13 protein-coding genes are annotated in these 14168 nt (G+C 59.5%); 4 read left to right on the forward strand and 9 right to left on the reverse strand.

The window, feature by feature from the left end; genetic code table 11:
- Window positions 1-71 precede the first annotated feature (71 nt).
- Complete coding sequence (locus tag ACNYC6_RS27880) at window positions 72-584, forward strand: hypothetical protein (RefSeq protein WP_419713024.1); 513 nt, start codon at window positions 72-74, stop codon at window positions 582-584.
- 142 nt (window positions 585-726) lie between these two features.
- Here the strand turns inward: ACNYC6_RS27880 and ACNYC6_RS27885 are convergent, their stop codons facing one another.
- The 4 genes from ACNYC6_RS27885 to ACNYC6_RS27900 form a co-directional block, all read right to left on the reverse strand.
- Window positions 727-1281, reverse strand: a complete 555-nt coding sequence (locus ACNYC6_RS27885) for a YdeI/OmpD-associated family protein (RefSeq protein WP_419710115.1) — start codon at window positions 1279-1281, stop codon at window positions 727-729.
- 89 nt (window positions 1282-1370) lie between these two features.
- Window positions 1371-2504 carry an aminotransferase class V-fold PLP-dependent enzyme gene (locus tag ACNYC6_RS27890; RefSeq protein ID WP_419710116.1) on the reverse strand — a complete coding sequence of 378 codons (1134 nt, stop codon included), beginning with the start codon at window positions 2502-2504 and terminating at the stop codon, window positions 1371-1373.
- Between the two features lie 173 nt (window positions 2505-2677).
- Complete coding sequence (locus tag ACNYC6_RS27895) at window positions 2678-3619, reverse strand: AraC family transcriptional regulator N-terminal domain-containing protein (protein WP_419710117.1); 942 nt, start codon at window positions 3617-3619, stop codon at window positions 2678-2680.
- Between the two features lie 20 nt (window positions 3620-3639).
- Window positions 3640-4479, reverse strand: a complete 840-nt coding sequence (locus ACNYC6_RS27900; RefSeq protein ID WP_419713025.1) for an oxidoreductase — start codon at window positions 4477-4479, stop codon at window positions 3640-3642.
- A 470-nt stretch (window positions 4480-4949) separates the two neighbouring features.
- Here ACNYC6_RS27900 and ACNYC6_RS27905 point away from each other — a divergent pair, with 470 nt between their 5' ends.
- A complete protein-coding gene (locus ACNYC6_RS27905; RefSeq protein WP_419710118.1) occupies window positions 4950-6008 on the forward strand; it encodes a Rieske 2Fe-2S domain-containing protein in 1059 nt (352 codons plus the stop codon).
- A 73-nt stretch (window positions 6009-6081) separates the two neighbouring features.
- Window positions 6082-7032 carry a PDR/VanB family oxidoreductase gene (locus tag ACNYC6_RS27910; RefSeq protein ID WP_419710119.1) on the forward strand — a complete coding sequence of 317 codons (951 nt, stop codon included), beginning with the start codon at window positions 6082-6084 and terminating at the stop codon, window positions 7030-7032.
- A gap of 9 nt (window positions 7033-7041) precedes the next feature.
- On the opposite strand, the gene ACNYC6_RS27915 is transcribed toward ACNYC6_RS27910, so the two are convergent.
- The 5 genes from ACNYC6_RS27915 to ACNYC6_RS27935 form a co-directional block, all read right to left on the reverse strand.
- Window positions 7042-7755: a GntR family transcriptional regulator gene (locus ACNYC6_RS27915; protein WP_419710120.1), complete on the reverse strand. Its 714-nt coding sequence runs from the start codon at window positions 7753-7755 to the stop codon at window positions 7042-7044.
- Between the two features lie 93 nt (window positions 7756-7848).
- Window positions 7849-9039: an OprD family porin gene (locus ACNYC6_RS27920; protein ID WP_419713026.1), complete on the reverse strand. Its 1191-nt coding sequence runs from the start codon at window positions 9037-9039 to the stop codon at window positions 7849-7851.
- Between the two features lie 141 nt (window positions 9040-9180).
- The gene (locus ACNYC6_RS27925; protein WP_419710121.1) at window positions 9181-10515 is read right to left on the reverse strand and encodes an MFS transporter; all 1335 of its coding nucleotides are present in this window, start codon (window positions 10513-10515) and stop codon (window positions 9181-9183) included.
- An 846-nt stretch (window positions 10516-11361) separates the two neighbouring features.
- Window positions 11362-12036: an NADPH-dependent F420 reductase gene (locus ACNYC6_RS27930; protein ID WP_419710122.1), complete on the reverse strand. Its 675-nt coding sequence runs from the start codon at window positions 12034-12036 to the stop codon at window positions 11362-11364.
- A 155-nt stretch (window positions 12037-12191) separates the two neighbouring features.
- Window positions 12192-13148 (reverse strand): LysR family transcriptional regulator, encoded by a 957-nt coding sequence (locus tag ACNYC6_RS27935; RefSeq protein ID WP_419710123.1) that lies wholly within the window; start codon window positions 13146-13148, stop codon window positions 12192-12194.
- 150 nt (window positions 13149-13298) lie between these two features.
- Between ACNYC6_RS27935 and ACNYC6_RS27940 the strand changes: the two genes are divergently transcribed.
- Window positions 13299-14132 carry an amidohydrolase family protein gene (locus ACNYC6_RS27940; protein ID WP_419710124.1) on the forward strand — a complete coding sequence of 278 codons (834 nt, stop codon included), beginning with the start codon at window positions 13299-13301 and terminating at the stop codon, window positions 14130-14132.
- The last annotated feature ends 36 nt before the right edge of the window (window positions 14133-14168 follow it).

Genomic DNA, 14168 nt, shown 5'->3' on the forward strand with positions numbered 1-14168 from the left:
ATCGATTCGGCCCCTTGAGAAATCCGCAGTAACCCAAGTCCAGTTTTGAGAAGGCCGCAAAGAGGCTCGCGATAACGCCCTCGGCTATTTCCCAGCGAATACATGCGTTGGAGGCCCACCTGGGCAGCCCGCTCGGAGGCTGTCGCTTTATCTCCGACGCGCAACCGTGCTCGAGGAGAAATTGCTCAACGAGCTCTCGGGCGATCAAGACGAGCACCTACGGGTTGTCATCGCAGCCAACGGCGATACCCTCGCGACCTGGTTTTTCCCCGCTCCAGCGGCCATTTTTGTCAGCGAGCGCATACTGCTCGACCTGGTCGTCGATGATCAGGACCCTACGTACACGCTACTCGAAAGTGGTCAGGTCATCGCTTGCATCAGCACACGTACGGAAGTTCATGCAATCACACTTCGGCCTGCGCGCAGATGCCTATCCTACGCATTATTTGTCACTGCCCGTGCAATCCCCGCGGATGCAGGCCTTGTCCCAGCGCAGTGTGGAAACCGCACGGCGCAGACTACTTCTGGAAGGGGGGGCGCTGCCGGCGGCGCTGTTCCAACCCCTACGTGACAGGCAGCAATAGGTTGCATTCTGCCTATCGCGTCCGGCTGAAAACGATCCTTGCAGACAATCATGACTCAGCTTAAAGGCCGTGTTTAACCGGTCCCGGTAAGCGAAACGAACGATTTGATTGCGCTGTCAGGCGTATTCAACGGAATATTCCATTAAAAATCTTCTGACTCGGGCGCACGGAAGGCCTTGCTGTAGAAACCGGACGGGTCGAAACAGCAAACCTGCTTTTTACCGGATGCAAGCATATCGCAGGCATCACCCATTCGTTTGGCGCGCGTCTTGAGCTGCTTGGCTGAGGTCATCCAGTGTATCCAGTCCACTCGTGCGATGGTCGTCGTAGCGTTCCAGACTTTGCGAGCCTCAGGAGCGGCTGCCAGTGCTTCCTCAAAATCTGCCGGGATGTCAGGCTCGGGTTCCTTTTTCACGGGGGCCAGTTCGATGGTAACGATTTCCCCAACGGCCGCGCCTGCGGCTTCCAGTAACTCGCTACTTATCCGCAGCCAATGGCTCAGCTGACCATCGGGCTCAAGTGTCGCCTGGAAAGGGTGCCCATTGATCGTGCCTTCAACGGTCGTCCTTCCTCGCCTCGGAAGCGGTTCACTCGCGACTCTTGGCAGAACGACGAACGCCCACGACGTATCGTTGCCAGGCGTTGCCGGACGAAGAAGCTTTGCTTCGAATCGGGATTTCACATCGATTGTTGTCATTGCAACCCCTCCAACTGATACGCCTGGCTACTGTCTGGCGATATCACTGTCGCGTTTAAATGCGACAGTGATGACGCCAGGATGAGGGCTTAATTAACCATCACCTCGTCCAGTGCCTGCTCGAGGGTGCTGACCGTGCGCTCGATATTTTGCAGTTTTTCGAGTCCGAACAGACCGATGCGGAAGGTCTGGAAGTCGGCGGGCTCGTCGCATTGCAACGGCACTCCGGCGGCGATCTGCAGGCCGTGGCTGGCAAATTTCTTGCCGCTCTTGATGTCGGCATCGTCGGTGTAGCTCACCACTACGCCAGGGGCCTGGAACCCGGCTGCGGCCACGCTTTTGATGCCTTTGCGGGTCAACATGGCGCGTACCCGATCGCCCAGAGCCTGTTGTTCGTCGCGGACCTTGTCGAAACCGTAGGCTTGCGTCTCTTTCATCACGTCGTTAAAGCGCGCGAGGGAATCGCTGGGCATGGTTGCATGGTAGGCATGCCCGCCCTGTTCGTAGGCCTGCATGATCTGCAGCCATTTTTTCAGGTCGCAGGCGAAGCTGCTGCTCTGCGTCTGCTCGATGCACTTGAGGGCCAAAGCACTGAGCATCACCAGGGCGCAGCAAGGGGAGGCGCTCCAGCCTTTCTGCGGTGCGCTGATCAGCAGGTCGACTGCGCATTTGTGCATATCAACCCAAATCGTGCCTGAGGCGATGCAGTCCAGCACGAACAGGCCACCCACCGCATGCACGGCGTCGCCGACGGCCCGCAGGTACTCGTCGGGGAGGATAATCCCTGATGAAGTTTCAACGTGGGGAGCGAAGACAATCTGCGGCCTCGAAGCCTCAATGGCGGCCAGCACTTCGTCCAGAGGGGGTGGGGCGTAGGCCGCCTGGCGACCCGTGTCGACCGGTCGGGCTTTGAGCACCGTGGTGGCCGCCGGGATGTTGCCCATCTCAAGGATCTGGCTCCAGCGATAACTGAACCAGCCGTTGCGTATCACCAGGCATTGCTGGTCGGTGGCAAACTGTCGGGCCACCGCTTCCATGCCGAATGTGCCGCTGCCCGGGACCACCGCAACAGCCTGGGCGTTGTAGACCTGTTTCAGCGTCGTGGAAATGTTCTTCATCACGGCTTGAAATGACTGCGACATGTGGTTGAGCGAGCGGTCGGTGTAGACCACTGAGTACTCGACCAGCCCCTCAGGATCGATACTGGGATATAGCTTTGACATGGCGTGACTCCGTTGGCAGAGATGTCAGTGGTATCGACCCTGCCTCAAGCCTTGGCAAATGACAAGATCGCTCGGGATTGAATGGCGACTTCTGCCGAGCGGTTGGCATCATCAGCTTGGTTACTGGACGTAGTCATGCTCGTCTGCTGGCGCCGGGCAGGACTGATTGAAGATCAGTGTGATGACACGAAGGGCGACGGGGTTGTCGGTGCGGGCAACGCATAGGTCCGTTTCATCCACGCCACTTCCGCTAACGGTGTGCGGCCGAAGAGGCGTTTGAAGTCGCGGCTGAATTGCGACGCACTTTCATAACCTACCAGAAAGGCTGATTTGGCTGCGGTCAGGTCGTTACGCAGCATCAGTAATCGCGCCTGATGCAAGCGTGTCGACTTGAGGTACTGGATAGGCGAGGAATCGGTCACCTTGCGAAAGTGCAGATGAAAGCTGGGCACGCTCATCTGCGCTTCCCGGGCCAGCGCTTCTACATCCAGATGCTCGTGATAACAGCTGTGGATTTTGTGAATGGCGCGCGTCACCTTGCCGAACTGGCCCTGCTGGGCGATGGCCGCGCGCAGGGTGCCGCCTTGTTCGCCAGTGAGGATGCGGTAGTAGAGTTCGCGCAGCATCGCCGGGCCGAGGATTTGTGCGTCGGAGCGGTTGCCCATGACTTCCAGAAAACGAAGGGTCGACTGGCGCAACGGTTCGTCCATGGGCGAGGCGTACATGCCCATAGGCTGAGCCGCGCCGAAGCTCCAAAGCTCATCCACCTGCTGAATCAGTTCGCCGGCCAGGGTGAAATCCAGCCGCAGGTACACCGCCAGCATTGGCTCCGCCTCGCTGGCGTCGGTCTCCATCGTAAACGGCACTGGCACCGACACCACCAGGTAATGCTGGGCGTCATAGACGTAAACGTCATCGCCCAGATAGCCGCGTTTGCGCCCCTGACAGAGGATCACGATGCCCGGTTCATACAAAACCGGCGTGCGCGTCAGCGGCCGGTTGGAACGCAGAAAACGCACATCATCCAGCGGGCTCAGGTTGTAACCCTCCAGCGGCGCAAGCTGGCCCATCAACTGCACCATACGCGCTGTGCTCGGGTCCTTGGGTTTGGGCATCGACTGCACGTTCTCCACATTTATGCTCGGCCATCCGTAGAACAGCTAAGCGCCTCCCATTGCTCAATACTCTCCACTGTCCGGTTCAGCTTGTCACGCACCAGGGCCACGGCGTCGCTGCCCAGCAGCAGGTGAGCCGGCGGGGTAGGGCTGGCAATAATCGTCAGCATGGCGCGGGCGGCTTTCTGCGGGTCGCCCGGTTGATGGCCGCTTTTTTCCTCACGGGCTTTGCGTACCGGGTCAAAGCTTGCATCGTAGTCACTGATACTGCGCGGCGTACGCTGCATCGAACGGCCCGCCCAGTCCGTGCGGAACGACCCCGGTGCCACGGCCGTGACAAAAATATTGAAGGGGGCAAGCTCCTTGCTCAACGTGTCAGAAATGCCCTCCAGCGCAAATTTGCTGCCGCAGTAATAGGCAATGCCGGGCATGGTGATATAACCGCCCATGGACGTAATGTTGAGGATATGTCCCGCCCGCCGTTGGCGGAAATACGGCACAAACGCCTTGGTCATCGCCACCGCGCCAAATACATTGACGTCGAACTGGCGGCGCATTTGCGCCAACGACGACTCCTCGAAAATCCCCTCGTGGCCATAACCCGCGTTGTTTACCAGCACATCCACCGGACCGTGCTGCTCCTCAACAGCGGCGACCACCGCGTCGATGGCGTCGAAGTGGGTAACGTCCAGCACCACGCCATGGACCCGCTCAGGTGAGAGCGCCTCGAAGGTTGCCAGAGCGGATTCGCTGCGAACAGTGCCGATCACTCGATGGCCCTGAGCGAGGGCTTCCTTGGCCAGGGCCTGGCCAAAGCCACTGCTGACGCCGGTGATAAAGAGGGTTTTTTCTGCGCTCATGGGTCGTACTCCTGAAGAGATAAGGTCCGGCCATGCTAGAGCGGGGTGTGGTGGGGGACTATGCCGAAAAGGATTTGAGTCTTGCCTGATTCTATCGGTGGTGGTCGGTGGGCAACTTGAAAACCGGTGGCAAAAATGAGACCAGAGGAAGAAAGGGAGCTGACATGCGCTCCCTACTCGGAACGTCTTCTTCTGGCCGATTCTGTTGAAAACAGTCGAAATTTCAGACTGGAAGACGGTTGCCCCACTCATGCCACATAGTCTCAAGCGATCCGGTTTCAGGATGCGCTTGAGGTGGGCGAACAACATTTCGATCTTCTTGTGTTCGCGATGAGAGCGGACATACGGTGAAAGTCTCGGCTTAAGCTTTAATGGATCCATTAATCTTTATATATTGGTGTAAAGCTTGACTTTAATGGGGATAATCCGATTTACTGGATCCATAAAAACAAGCCTGTCCGGAGAATCCTATGTATCCGAAAAACACCTGGTATGTCGCCTGCACCCCTGACGAGATTGCTTCCAAGCCACTGGGGCGGCAGATATGCGGTGAGAAAATCGTTTTCTATCGTGGACAAGAAGGGCGCGTTGCCGCCGTCGAAGATTTTTGCCCACACCGCGGCGCTCCCCTTTCACTGGGTTATGTTGAAAACGGCAACCTGGTCTGCGGCTACCACGGCCTGGTCATGGGTTGTGACGGCAAAACCGTCGAAATGCCCGGTCAGCGCGTACGGGGCTTTCCGTGCAACAAGACTTACGCCGTTGAAGAGCGCTACGGTTTCATCTGGGTCTGGCCCGGGGAGCAGGACAAGGCTGACCCTGCACTGATCCATCATCTGGAGTGGGCGGTCAGCGAGGAGTGGGCCTACGGCGGCGGTCTGTTCCACATCAATTGCGACTATCGACTGATGATCGATAACCTGATGGACCTCACCCACGAAACCTATGTACACGCCTCGAGCATCGGCCAGAAAGAGATCGATGAAGCGGCGCCGGTTACTACCGTCGAGGGTGACGAGGTGGTGACTGCGCGGCACATGGAAAACATCATGGCGCCGCCGTTCTGGCGCATGGCCCTGCGTGGCAACAACCTGGCCGACGACGTGCCGGTAGACCGTTGGCAGATCTGCCGCTTCAGCCCACCCAGCCACGTGTTGATCGAGGTGGGCGTGGCCCACGCCGGCAAGGGCGGTTACAACGCCGAGCCGCAACACAAGGCTGCGAGCATCGTGGTTGACTTCATCACTCCGGAAACCGAGACGTCGATCTGGTACTTCTGGGGCATGGCACGCAATTTCAATCCTCATGACGAAGACCTGACGGCCACCATCCGCGAGGGCCAGGGCAAGATCTTCAGCGAAGACCTCGACATGCTCGAACAGCAGCAGAAGAACCTGCTGGCCAATCCCGAGCGCAACCTGCTCAAGCTCAATATCGATGCAGGTGGTGTGCAGTCACGGCGCGTGCTGGAGCGAATCATCGCCCGTGAGCGCGCGCCGGTTGTCGAGCTGATCGCCACGGCAAACTAGTTCGAGCGCTACGCCATCCACTCCCATTGATACTGTTCCCGGCCACTGCGGTGGCCGGTCTTGAAGGTGCGCCATGATTGAAGTCGTCGTGACATCCCGCAACAACGAAGCGTTGGATATTTGCAGCTACGAGTTGGCCTGTGCACAAGGAGGGGAGTTGCCCGGCTTCAGCGCCGGTGCCCATATCGACGTGCACTTGCCCGGCGGGCTGATCCGCCAGTACTCGCTGTGTAATCACCCGCAAGAACGCCATCGCTACCTGATCGGCGTACTCAAGGATGTCGCCTCGCGCGGTGGATCCCAGAGTTTTCATGAGCAGATCAACAGCGGCGATCGGCTGTTCATCAGTGAGCCACGCAACCTGTTCCCGCTGGTGGCCGAGGGGCGGCGCAGCCTGTTGTTCGCTGGCGGTATCGGCATTACCCCGATCCTGTGCATGGCCGAGCACCTGGCCCACAATGGTGCCGATTTCGAGCTGCACTACTGCGCTCGTTCCAGTGAGCGCGCAGCGTTTGTCGAGCGACTCAAAGGGGCATCCTTTGCCGATCGCGTGTACCTGCATTTCGATGAAGAGGTCGATTCGCGCCTGGATGCCGCCAAGGTTCTGGTCAATCCACAGCCCGGCGTACACCTGTACGTCTGCGGTCCTTCAGGTTTCATGCAGCATGTGCTCGACAGCGCCAAGGCCAAGGGCTGGAGCGACGAGCATTTGCACCGTGAATACTTCGCCGCAGCGCCGGTGGATACCAGTGCGGACGGGTCGTTCCAGGTCAAGCTGGGCAGCAGCGGGCAGGTGTTCGACATTCCGTCCGACAAGACGGTGGTCCAGGTGCTGGAAAGCCACGGCGTCGAGATTGCGCTTTCCTGTGAGCAGGGCATCTGCGGCACCTGTCTGACCCGTGTGCTGGAAGGGGTACCGGAGCACCGTGACCTGTTCCTCACCGAAGAAGAGCAGGCGGCCAATGATCAGTTCACGCCCTGCTGCTCGAGGGCCAAGTCCAAGCTGTTGGTGCTGGATCTCTGAACCGGCCGATCACTCGCCGCGCGCGATCACTTTCATCCGGTCGCCGTTGCTGATCGCACCAAATACCTCGGCGTAGCGCAGCGTCGCATTGGCGTGTTCACGCATGATGGCTTCAGCGCGAGCGCCCTGGCGGCTGACCAGTGCGTCGAACACCGAGTGGTGTTGCATGTGTGCGAAGTTGAAGCGCCGGTATTCGCGGGCCATGTCCTGGCGATCAATCGCCAGCGCCGAGACTGAAGCGAAGGGGCGATGGTCGTTGCGCGCCAAGGCTTCGGCAATCGCCGGGTTGGCGCTGCTGTCGACGATCACCTGGTGAAAGCGCATGTTGAGGTCATGGAACGCCTCGAGGTCTTCTTCCGTCACGTAGCCCTTGTCGAACAGTGCATCGCCTTGCATCAGGCATTCGCGCAGCGCCGTCTGTGCTTGCTCACTCAAGCCGCGTTCGGCGCTCTGCCGCGCAGCCAGACCCTCCAGCACTCCGCGCACCTCCACGGCGCCAGCGATATCGTCGGCACTCACCGAACGCACCTGATAGCCCCGGCCACCATGGCGCACTAGCAAACCTTCCTGTTCCAGGGTGAGGAAGGCCATGCGCACTGGCATGCGCGAGACGCCGAAGCGTTCCGCCGTCGGAATCTCCATCAGTCGTTCGCCGGCCGCGAGTTCGCCCGAGGCAATCATTTTGCGCAGTGCGACCAGCACCATTTGACCCGGTTTACTCATGCAGGCGACTTCCAGAAGTTGGTTCGCCATAGTAGCGCAAGGAGGGGGGAGGGAGGGGGGAGAAACAGGGGCGACAATCGCCCCTGCAGGAGATCAGAGTGACAGGGGGTAGCTGACGATCACCCGGGTCTGATCGAAGTCGCTGTTGAAGCTGCGACGGTTGGTGGCATTGTTGACCCGAACGCTGAGGTTTTTCAGTGGGCCGCTTTGCAGGGTGTAGCTGACTTCGGTGTCACGTTCCCATTCCTTGCCATTGCTGCCTACCTTGGTGGTGGCGTTGTCGCCGTGACCATAGCGGGTCATCAGCAGCAGGCCGGGAATGCCGGCGGCGACGAAGTTGTAGTCATAACGCGCCTGCCAGGAGCGCTCGTCGGCGTTACTGAAGTTGCCGTTGAACATGTCGTTGCCCAGGGTCCGCCCGCTGCTGCCATACACCGACATCCAGCCGGTATCGCCGCTGACCTTTTGCAGCCCCAGGTACAGGGTATGGCCACCCAGGTTGGCAGAGAACAGTCCGTAGGCGGTATGGCTTTGCACATGGCCGATCAGGGCGCTGCCGTCATCCTTGTCGATGAAATAACCCAGGTTCGCGCCGAGGGTCCAGTCTCCGAGCTTCTGTTTGTGTAGCAGGTTCAGATAGCTTTGCTGATAGATGTCTTCGAGCTGCGAGTGCCAGGCGCCGATCAGGGTCTGTTGATCGTTGAAGCGGTATTCGGCACCCGCATAGTTGAAAGCGTCCGACATGACAGTCGGCGCAGCCCAGGCCGAGAGGTCTTGCATGTCGGAGGAGTTGCGCAGGCTCACCGAGGTGTATTGACCGCCCTGCAGGCTCAGGCCGGGAAGCTCCCGGGACACCAGCATGGCGCCCTGGAAGGTCTGCGGCAGCAGGCGTCCGTCGTCGTAGCGCAGCAGAGGAATATCCGGCATGAGCTCGCCGAGCATCAGCTCGGTGGCGGAAATACGCATTTTTGCCGCCAGCCCCGCGCGTCCGTAGTCGTCGGCGGAGCGACCATCGTCGTGCACCGGCAGCAGTTCCGAACCGCTGCGTTGCGGGCCACTGTCGAGTTTGACGCCCAGCATCGCGATACCGTCAAGGCCAAAGCCGACAACGCCCGGGGTATAACCGGAGCTGAACTTGAGAATCGCGCCCTGAGCCCATTCTTCTATCTTGCTCTTGCTGGTGCCGGGATCGTTGAAGTCACGATTGAAATAGTAGTTGCGCAGGGTCAGGCTGGTCTTGGAATCTTCGAAAAAGCCGTTGCTTTCAGCGTACGCCGAAGACATCAGGGCAAACGCTATTGCACCGCCGAGCAGGGCCCGGGGAGGGAGAGGAAAGTAAGTCATTATTGTTGTTTTCCTGGAGGAAGTTGTCAGTAGCGAGGGCGGGGCATCGCTACTGTTTTGCGCGGCTCAGATCTGCCTGGCTCAGGCCTGGACAGGCTCGGCACCTGGTTGTGTTTGGGTCTTGGGCCGCAGTTGCAGCAACACGGCGGCGGCAATCACGAAGACCACGGCAAACACCCCATACAGGTGCAGTGGCTGCCAACCGCTGTCGAGCAATAGACCGGCAACGGTGGGCGACAGGATCGCGCCGATGCGCCCGATACCGATCCCCCAACCGACCCCCGTGGTACGCACTGAGGCCTCGTAGACGATCGGCGACAGCGCGTACAGGCCGGCCACGCAACCGTTGGCGAACAGGCCGATCAGCAGACCCAGGCCGAGTGCCATGGATACTGATGAAGCGGAGCCGACGAACAGCACCAGCAAGCCCGCGGTAACGAGCATGAACAGCGACAACACCCGGGTCAGCCGCCAGCGCGAGGCCAGGCCGCCAATCAGTGCCGCGCCGAAGATGCCGCCTACGCTCAGCAGCACGCCGCCGCTGATGCCTTGCTGTGCCGATAGCCCAGCCGAGACCAGCAGCTTCGGCGTCCAGCTCATCACGAAGTAGAAGCCGAACATCACCAGGAAAAACAGCAGCCAGATCAGCAGGGTGGTGCGCCGTGAATCCGGTGAGAGCAACTGCGCCAGGCGGCCACGGCCTGAAATCGGCGCTGATGTGGCGACGGGCAGTTCACGCAGTGCCGGCTGGCCGAGGCGGGCGGCCAGGCGATTGATGCGTGTCAAGGCATTTGCGGGGCGGCGGGCGATCAGGAAGTCCAGCGATTCAGGCAGGTACAGCAATACCAGGGGAATCACCGCCAGGGTCACGACGCCGCCGAAGATAAACACTGAACGCCAGCCAAAGTGCGTCAGCAGCCACACCGACAATAGCCCGCCCAGGGTCGCGCCCAAGGCATAACCAGTGGACTGCAGGCTCACCGCCAGCCCGCGCCAGCGCTTGTTGGCATATTCGCTGGCAATCACGTTGCTGCTGGCCAGGATTCCGCCGATACCCAGGCCGGTAAAGCCACGCAGCAGCGCCAGTTGGAGCGGCGTCTGGCTCAGGCCTGACAACAGCATGCCGATGCCCGAAAGCAGCAGGCAAAACAGGATCAATGGCCGACGTCCATAACGATCCGCCCACGGCGCAATGAACAGCGAGCCTGCCGCCATGCCGAACAATCCGGCACTCAACAGCAATCCGATCTGCGCGCCATTCAAGCCCCATTCGCCAGAAACCGAGGACGCCGTGAAGGCCATCACCAGCACGTCGAAGCCATCGATCATGTTCAGGACAATACAGATGCCCACGGCCAGCCATTGGAAGCGTGCCATGGCACGTTCATCTACCACGCTCTTCAGATCGACACTCATGGCTGCCCCTCGAGAAGAGGCTGCGTAACGGCAAAGCGAGAAAGGCACACGAAGCTGGGGGCAAGCCGAAGCTCGAACCCGATTGAGAACTCATTCATCCCGACACCCTTGTTATTTTTATGAGCGGGCAGGCGCTGTACCTGACACCGTGCAGTGCCAGTCAATCAATTTATGGATCCATTGAAAAGTAGATTAATAGACCATTTGTCGTTGAATTTTCTATTAGCTACATAAAAACGTTTAAAATCAAAATGTTATGTTGATGAAAAATCGTTCGATTATCGGACGACATGTATTAATTGTAGTTAAGGATCCAATATGCGATTTCTATGGTTCAGGATGTTGCACTGGTAGCCGGTGATGACGCTTCGCCCACATCAGTGATCGCCATGCGTTGAACAACCATCGCTTGTGCGTTTTTAGAAAACTGTGGGAGAAGGTCATTCAAAGATCTGAGCAGTACGGGATCGGTTTCTTGAGCCACCTCGACAATAACGGATTGGGTTGTCAGAGACCCTCAAGTGAAGGGGGCGAAGTTTGAAAGGGTCAATTCGGCACATTATCCCAAAGGGGCTGCGAGTGACCGCTCCTCGCCGATTCTGTCGAAAAAGTCGGTTTGCCCAAAACGCTCGAATATTGATGGGTAAAAACACATCTTTTGCACGCTGCTACGTGAAATCCGAGTCCTGAACCTTCTGCCTAAAACTCAGATTTCAATCTCAGGCGCGTATTTTTCTGCCGTGGAATTCGAAGCCGACTTTTTCAACAGAATCGGCCGGTAACCGCCTGTCACGAAGTACCGCCCCCAACCCCGAACGCAATGACTCAATATTCCGGTGATAGTCCCTAAAGGCCCACCTTCCGCTTGAGTTCAGTCTCGGTCCAAATGCCGCTGAGGGGGCCGCCCGGCAAGCCTTCATTGGCTCGCGCCAGCGGGAACACCACTGGCGTGAATCCGGCGTCGCGCACCAGCCGAGCCCCCATTTCCCGGGCCTGGGCGTCGTCGGCAAAAATGGGAATCGCCTTGTCTTTGCCAGCCTGGTCTTTCATGGCGGCATAGCCGATGGCGTTGAACGCTCGCACCAGGTGCACCCCCGGCAGATATTGCCGGTCTGCCAGGGCTACGCCTACCTCCAGCGCCTTGCGCCCGACGTCTGCGTCACGTCCGCTGAAGGGGTTGCTGGTGCTGAACACCACTTTGCCGTCCAGCTTGCCCTTCAGTTGTTCGGCCAGGACCGGCATCGCGCCGTAGGGAACACTCAACACGATCACATCGCCCCATGCGGCGGCATCACCGACGGAGCCCGCTTGGGCGTTGGGGCCGGCGGTCTTGATCAGGTCCGTCAGTTCCTCGGGGTGGCGCGATGAAAACATCACCGAGTGCCCAGCCTTTACCCATTGCGTGCCAAGCGTGCCGCCGACGTTGCCGGCGCCGATCACGCTGATCTTGAGGGTGTCCGCCATCGCCTGGCTGGTGCACAGGACCAGGCTGGCGAGCATCAAAAAGAGGATTCTGGACATACGTTGTGCTCCTGCGTTGCAAAGCAAACTTATATCCACCGTAGTAGAGCCTGCCGGGCTATCAAGTTACCCCGACAGATCGCTATCGACCTTTAGAGGGCGTCTTTGGCGAGCGTGCGCACAATCGGCCGATAACGGCCTGCCGCACGCCCGGGTTATCGGTCGGCATTCGGCAGTTCGCAGCCCGGGATCAGTCGTCCCAATTTGATCGCCTGCTGATAAAGCACCTGCATGAGCTGCGTGGCGGATTCGCCAAGCGGCTCGAACCGCGAATAGACGAAGCTGATATCGAAATGAATCGCCTCAACCAGCGGCACGACGGTCAGCCCGCTGTCCTGGGCCACGAACTCATCGATGATGCTCAGCCCCATGCCTTGCTTGACCAGGGCGACCGCTTCGTTGGCATTGGTGAAATTCAGCATGGAGCTCAGGTTCAGGCCCTGGCGTTCAATCTCGTCGGCCAGCAACCGGCCAAAAGGCATGTCGGGGCGAAACAGCAACAATGGCTGGTCGACCAGCTCGTGCAGTGACAATGCAGCTCGCCGGGCAAAGGGGTGATCGGCCGGCATCACGCAGACCATGCGTGCGCGCATGAACGCCAGCGAGTGCAGGTGGTCATGGATCAGCGGCAGCGCCGAAACAGCCAGGTCGACCTTCTTCGAGAGTATCTGGTTGGGCATATCGCCCATCAGCGTGGTTTGCCATTCAATGTTCAGCGATGGCAATTGCTGCTTGAGTCGGGCCAGGGCGAAGGGGATGACCACGGTCGACAACGACGCACTGCAGCAGATGCGCAGCTGCCGTTGAGGGCCGTTGGCCAGGGCCAGCGCACACTCATTGACGGCCAGCGCGGCCTGGTAGACGCGTTCGACTTCCCGGTAAAGGGTCACGGCTTCGGCGGTGGGCACCAAGCGATTGTTGATGCGCTGGAACAGGCGATAGACCAGCCGACTCTCGATATAGGCGATCAGCTTGCTGACTGCCGGCTGCGACACGTAGAGCATTTTTGCCGCACCGCTGATCGAGCCGGTCAGCATCACCGCGCGGAACACTTCCATGTGCCGCAGCTTGAACACCATCGTGTTGGCGTCGGGGCCTTCGCCGTAGGGCATGGGTCATTAACCTTTGGTTATTGTTCGAGCGATCTGTGTATGAGCGCTATTGATCGCCCGGTCGTATCTTCACTGCAACGGCATCGCCCACCGCGGTGAACAATAACAAAGATCAGTGAGCAAGCGCAGTGACGCTTGGCGGGAGCAGCCTTGAGCATCTACGACGAACCCAAGATCGATTGCCATAACCATCTGTTTGATCCCGCGCGGTTTGCCTATCGCAGCGACACGGTTTATGCACCCGCCGGGCAGGAGGTCGCGACCCTGGAGCAGTTCGGTCGGGTCATGGACGCCTACGGTGTGCAACACGCTTTGCTGGTCGGGCCGAGCAGCGGCTACCGCACCGACAATCGCTGCCTGCTGCATGCACTGGCCCATAGCGAAGGTCGCTTCAAGGGCATTGCCGTGGTCGATCATGACGCCAGCCTGATTGAGCTGGCGGCGCTCAAGGAGCAGGGCGTCGTGGGCGTCGCCTTCAATCCGGCGCTCGAAGGCGTGGCGGTGATGGACGATGCGGCGGGGCTCTTTGGCCGACTCGCCGAGCTGGACCTGTTCGCGCAGATCCAGGTCCACGGCGATCAACTGGTCGAGTTGCTGGGCTTGATCCAATCCTCAGCACCGCGCCTGCTCATCGACCACTGTGGCCGCCCCGACGTCCGCGCCGGTCTTGGCCAGCCAGGTTTCAAGGCGCTGTTGGCCCTGGCGGACAGCGGCCGGGCTTCGGTGAAAGTTTCCGGCATGCAGAAGTTTGCCGATCACGATCATCTCGATGAACAAGCCGGCACCTATGTACGGGCGCTGCTCCAGGCCTTTGGCCCGGATGCCTGTGTGTGGGGGTCGGACTGGCCATTCATTCGCTCGCAGTCGCGGGTGGACTACGGGCCACTGCTCAAGCTGGCTGAGCAACTGATGCCCGATTTCAGTGAAAGGAAAAAGGTGATGTGGGACACGCCACGGCGACTGTTCGGCTTTGACGAGCGTTGAACCGGTAGCGGTGCTGCCGGCAATACCAATAACAAT

The sequence above is a fragment of the Pseudomonas sp. NFX224 genome, assembly GCF_048565165.1.
GTDB lineage: Bacteria > Pseudomonadota > Gammaproteobacteria > Pseudomonadales > Pseudomonadaceae > Aquipseudomonas.

What these genes read in the sequence shown, in the direction of transcription:
- ACNYC6_RS27885 (WP_419710115.1), bottom strand. Translation starts at nt 1,281, where the DNA reads ATGACAACAATCGATGTGAAATCCCGATTCGAAGCAAAGCTTCTTCGT.
- ACNYC6_RS27890 (WP_419710116.1), bottom strand. Translation starts at nt 2,504, where the DNA reads ATGTCAAAGCTATATCCCAGTATCGATCCTGAGGGGCTGGTCGAGTAC.
- ACNYC6_RS27895 (WP_419710117.1), bottom strand. Translation starts at nt 3,619, where the DNA reads ATGCCCAAACCCAAGGACCCGAGCACAGCGCGTATGGTGCAGTTGATG.
- ACNYC6_RS27900 (WP_419713025.1), bottom strand. Translation starts at nt 4,479, where the DNA reads ATGAGCGCAGAAAAAACCCTCTTTATCACCGGCGTCAGCAGTGGCTTT.
- ACNYC6_RS27905 (WP_419710118.1), top strand. Translation starts at nt 4,950, where the DNA reads ATGTATCCGAAAAACACCTGGTATGTCGCCTGCACCCCTGACGAGATT.
- ACNYC6_RS27910 (WP_419710119.1), top strand. Translation starts at nt 6,082, where the DNA reads ATGATTGAAGTCGTCGTGACATCCCGCAACAACGAAGCGTTGGATATT.
- ACNYC6_RS27915 (WP_419710120.1), bottom strand. Translation starts at nt 7,755, where the DNA reads ATGAGTAAACCGGGTCAAATGGTGCTGGTCGCACTGCGCAAAATGATT.
- ACNYC6_RS27920 (WP_419713026.1), bottom strand. Translation starts at nt 9,039, where the DNA reads ATGTCTTCGGCGTACGCTGAAAGCAACGGCTTTTTCGAAGATTCCAAG.
- ACNYC6_RS27925 (WP_419710121.1), bottom strand. Translation starts at nt 10,515, where the DNA reads ATGAGTGTCGATCTGAAGAGCGTGGTAGATGAACGTGCCATGGCACGC.
- ACNYC6_RS27930 (WP_419710122.1), bottom strand. Translation starts at nt 12,036, where the DNA reads ATGTCCAGAATCCTCTTTTTGATGCTCGCCAGCCTGGTCCTGTGCACC.
- ACNYC6_RS27935 (WP_419710123.1), bottom strand. Translation starts at nt 13,148, where the DNA reads ATGCCCTACGGCGAAGGCCCCGACGCCAACACGATGGTGTTCAAGCTG.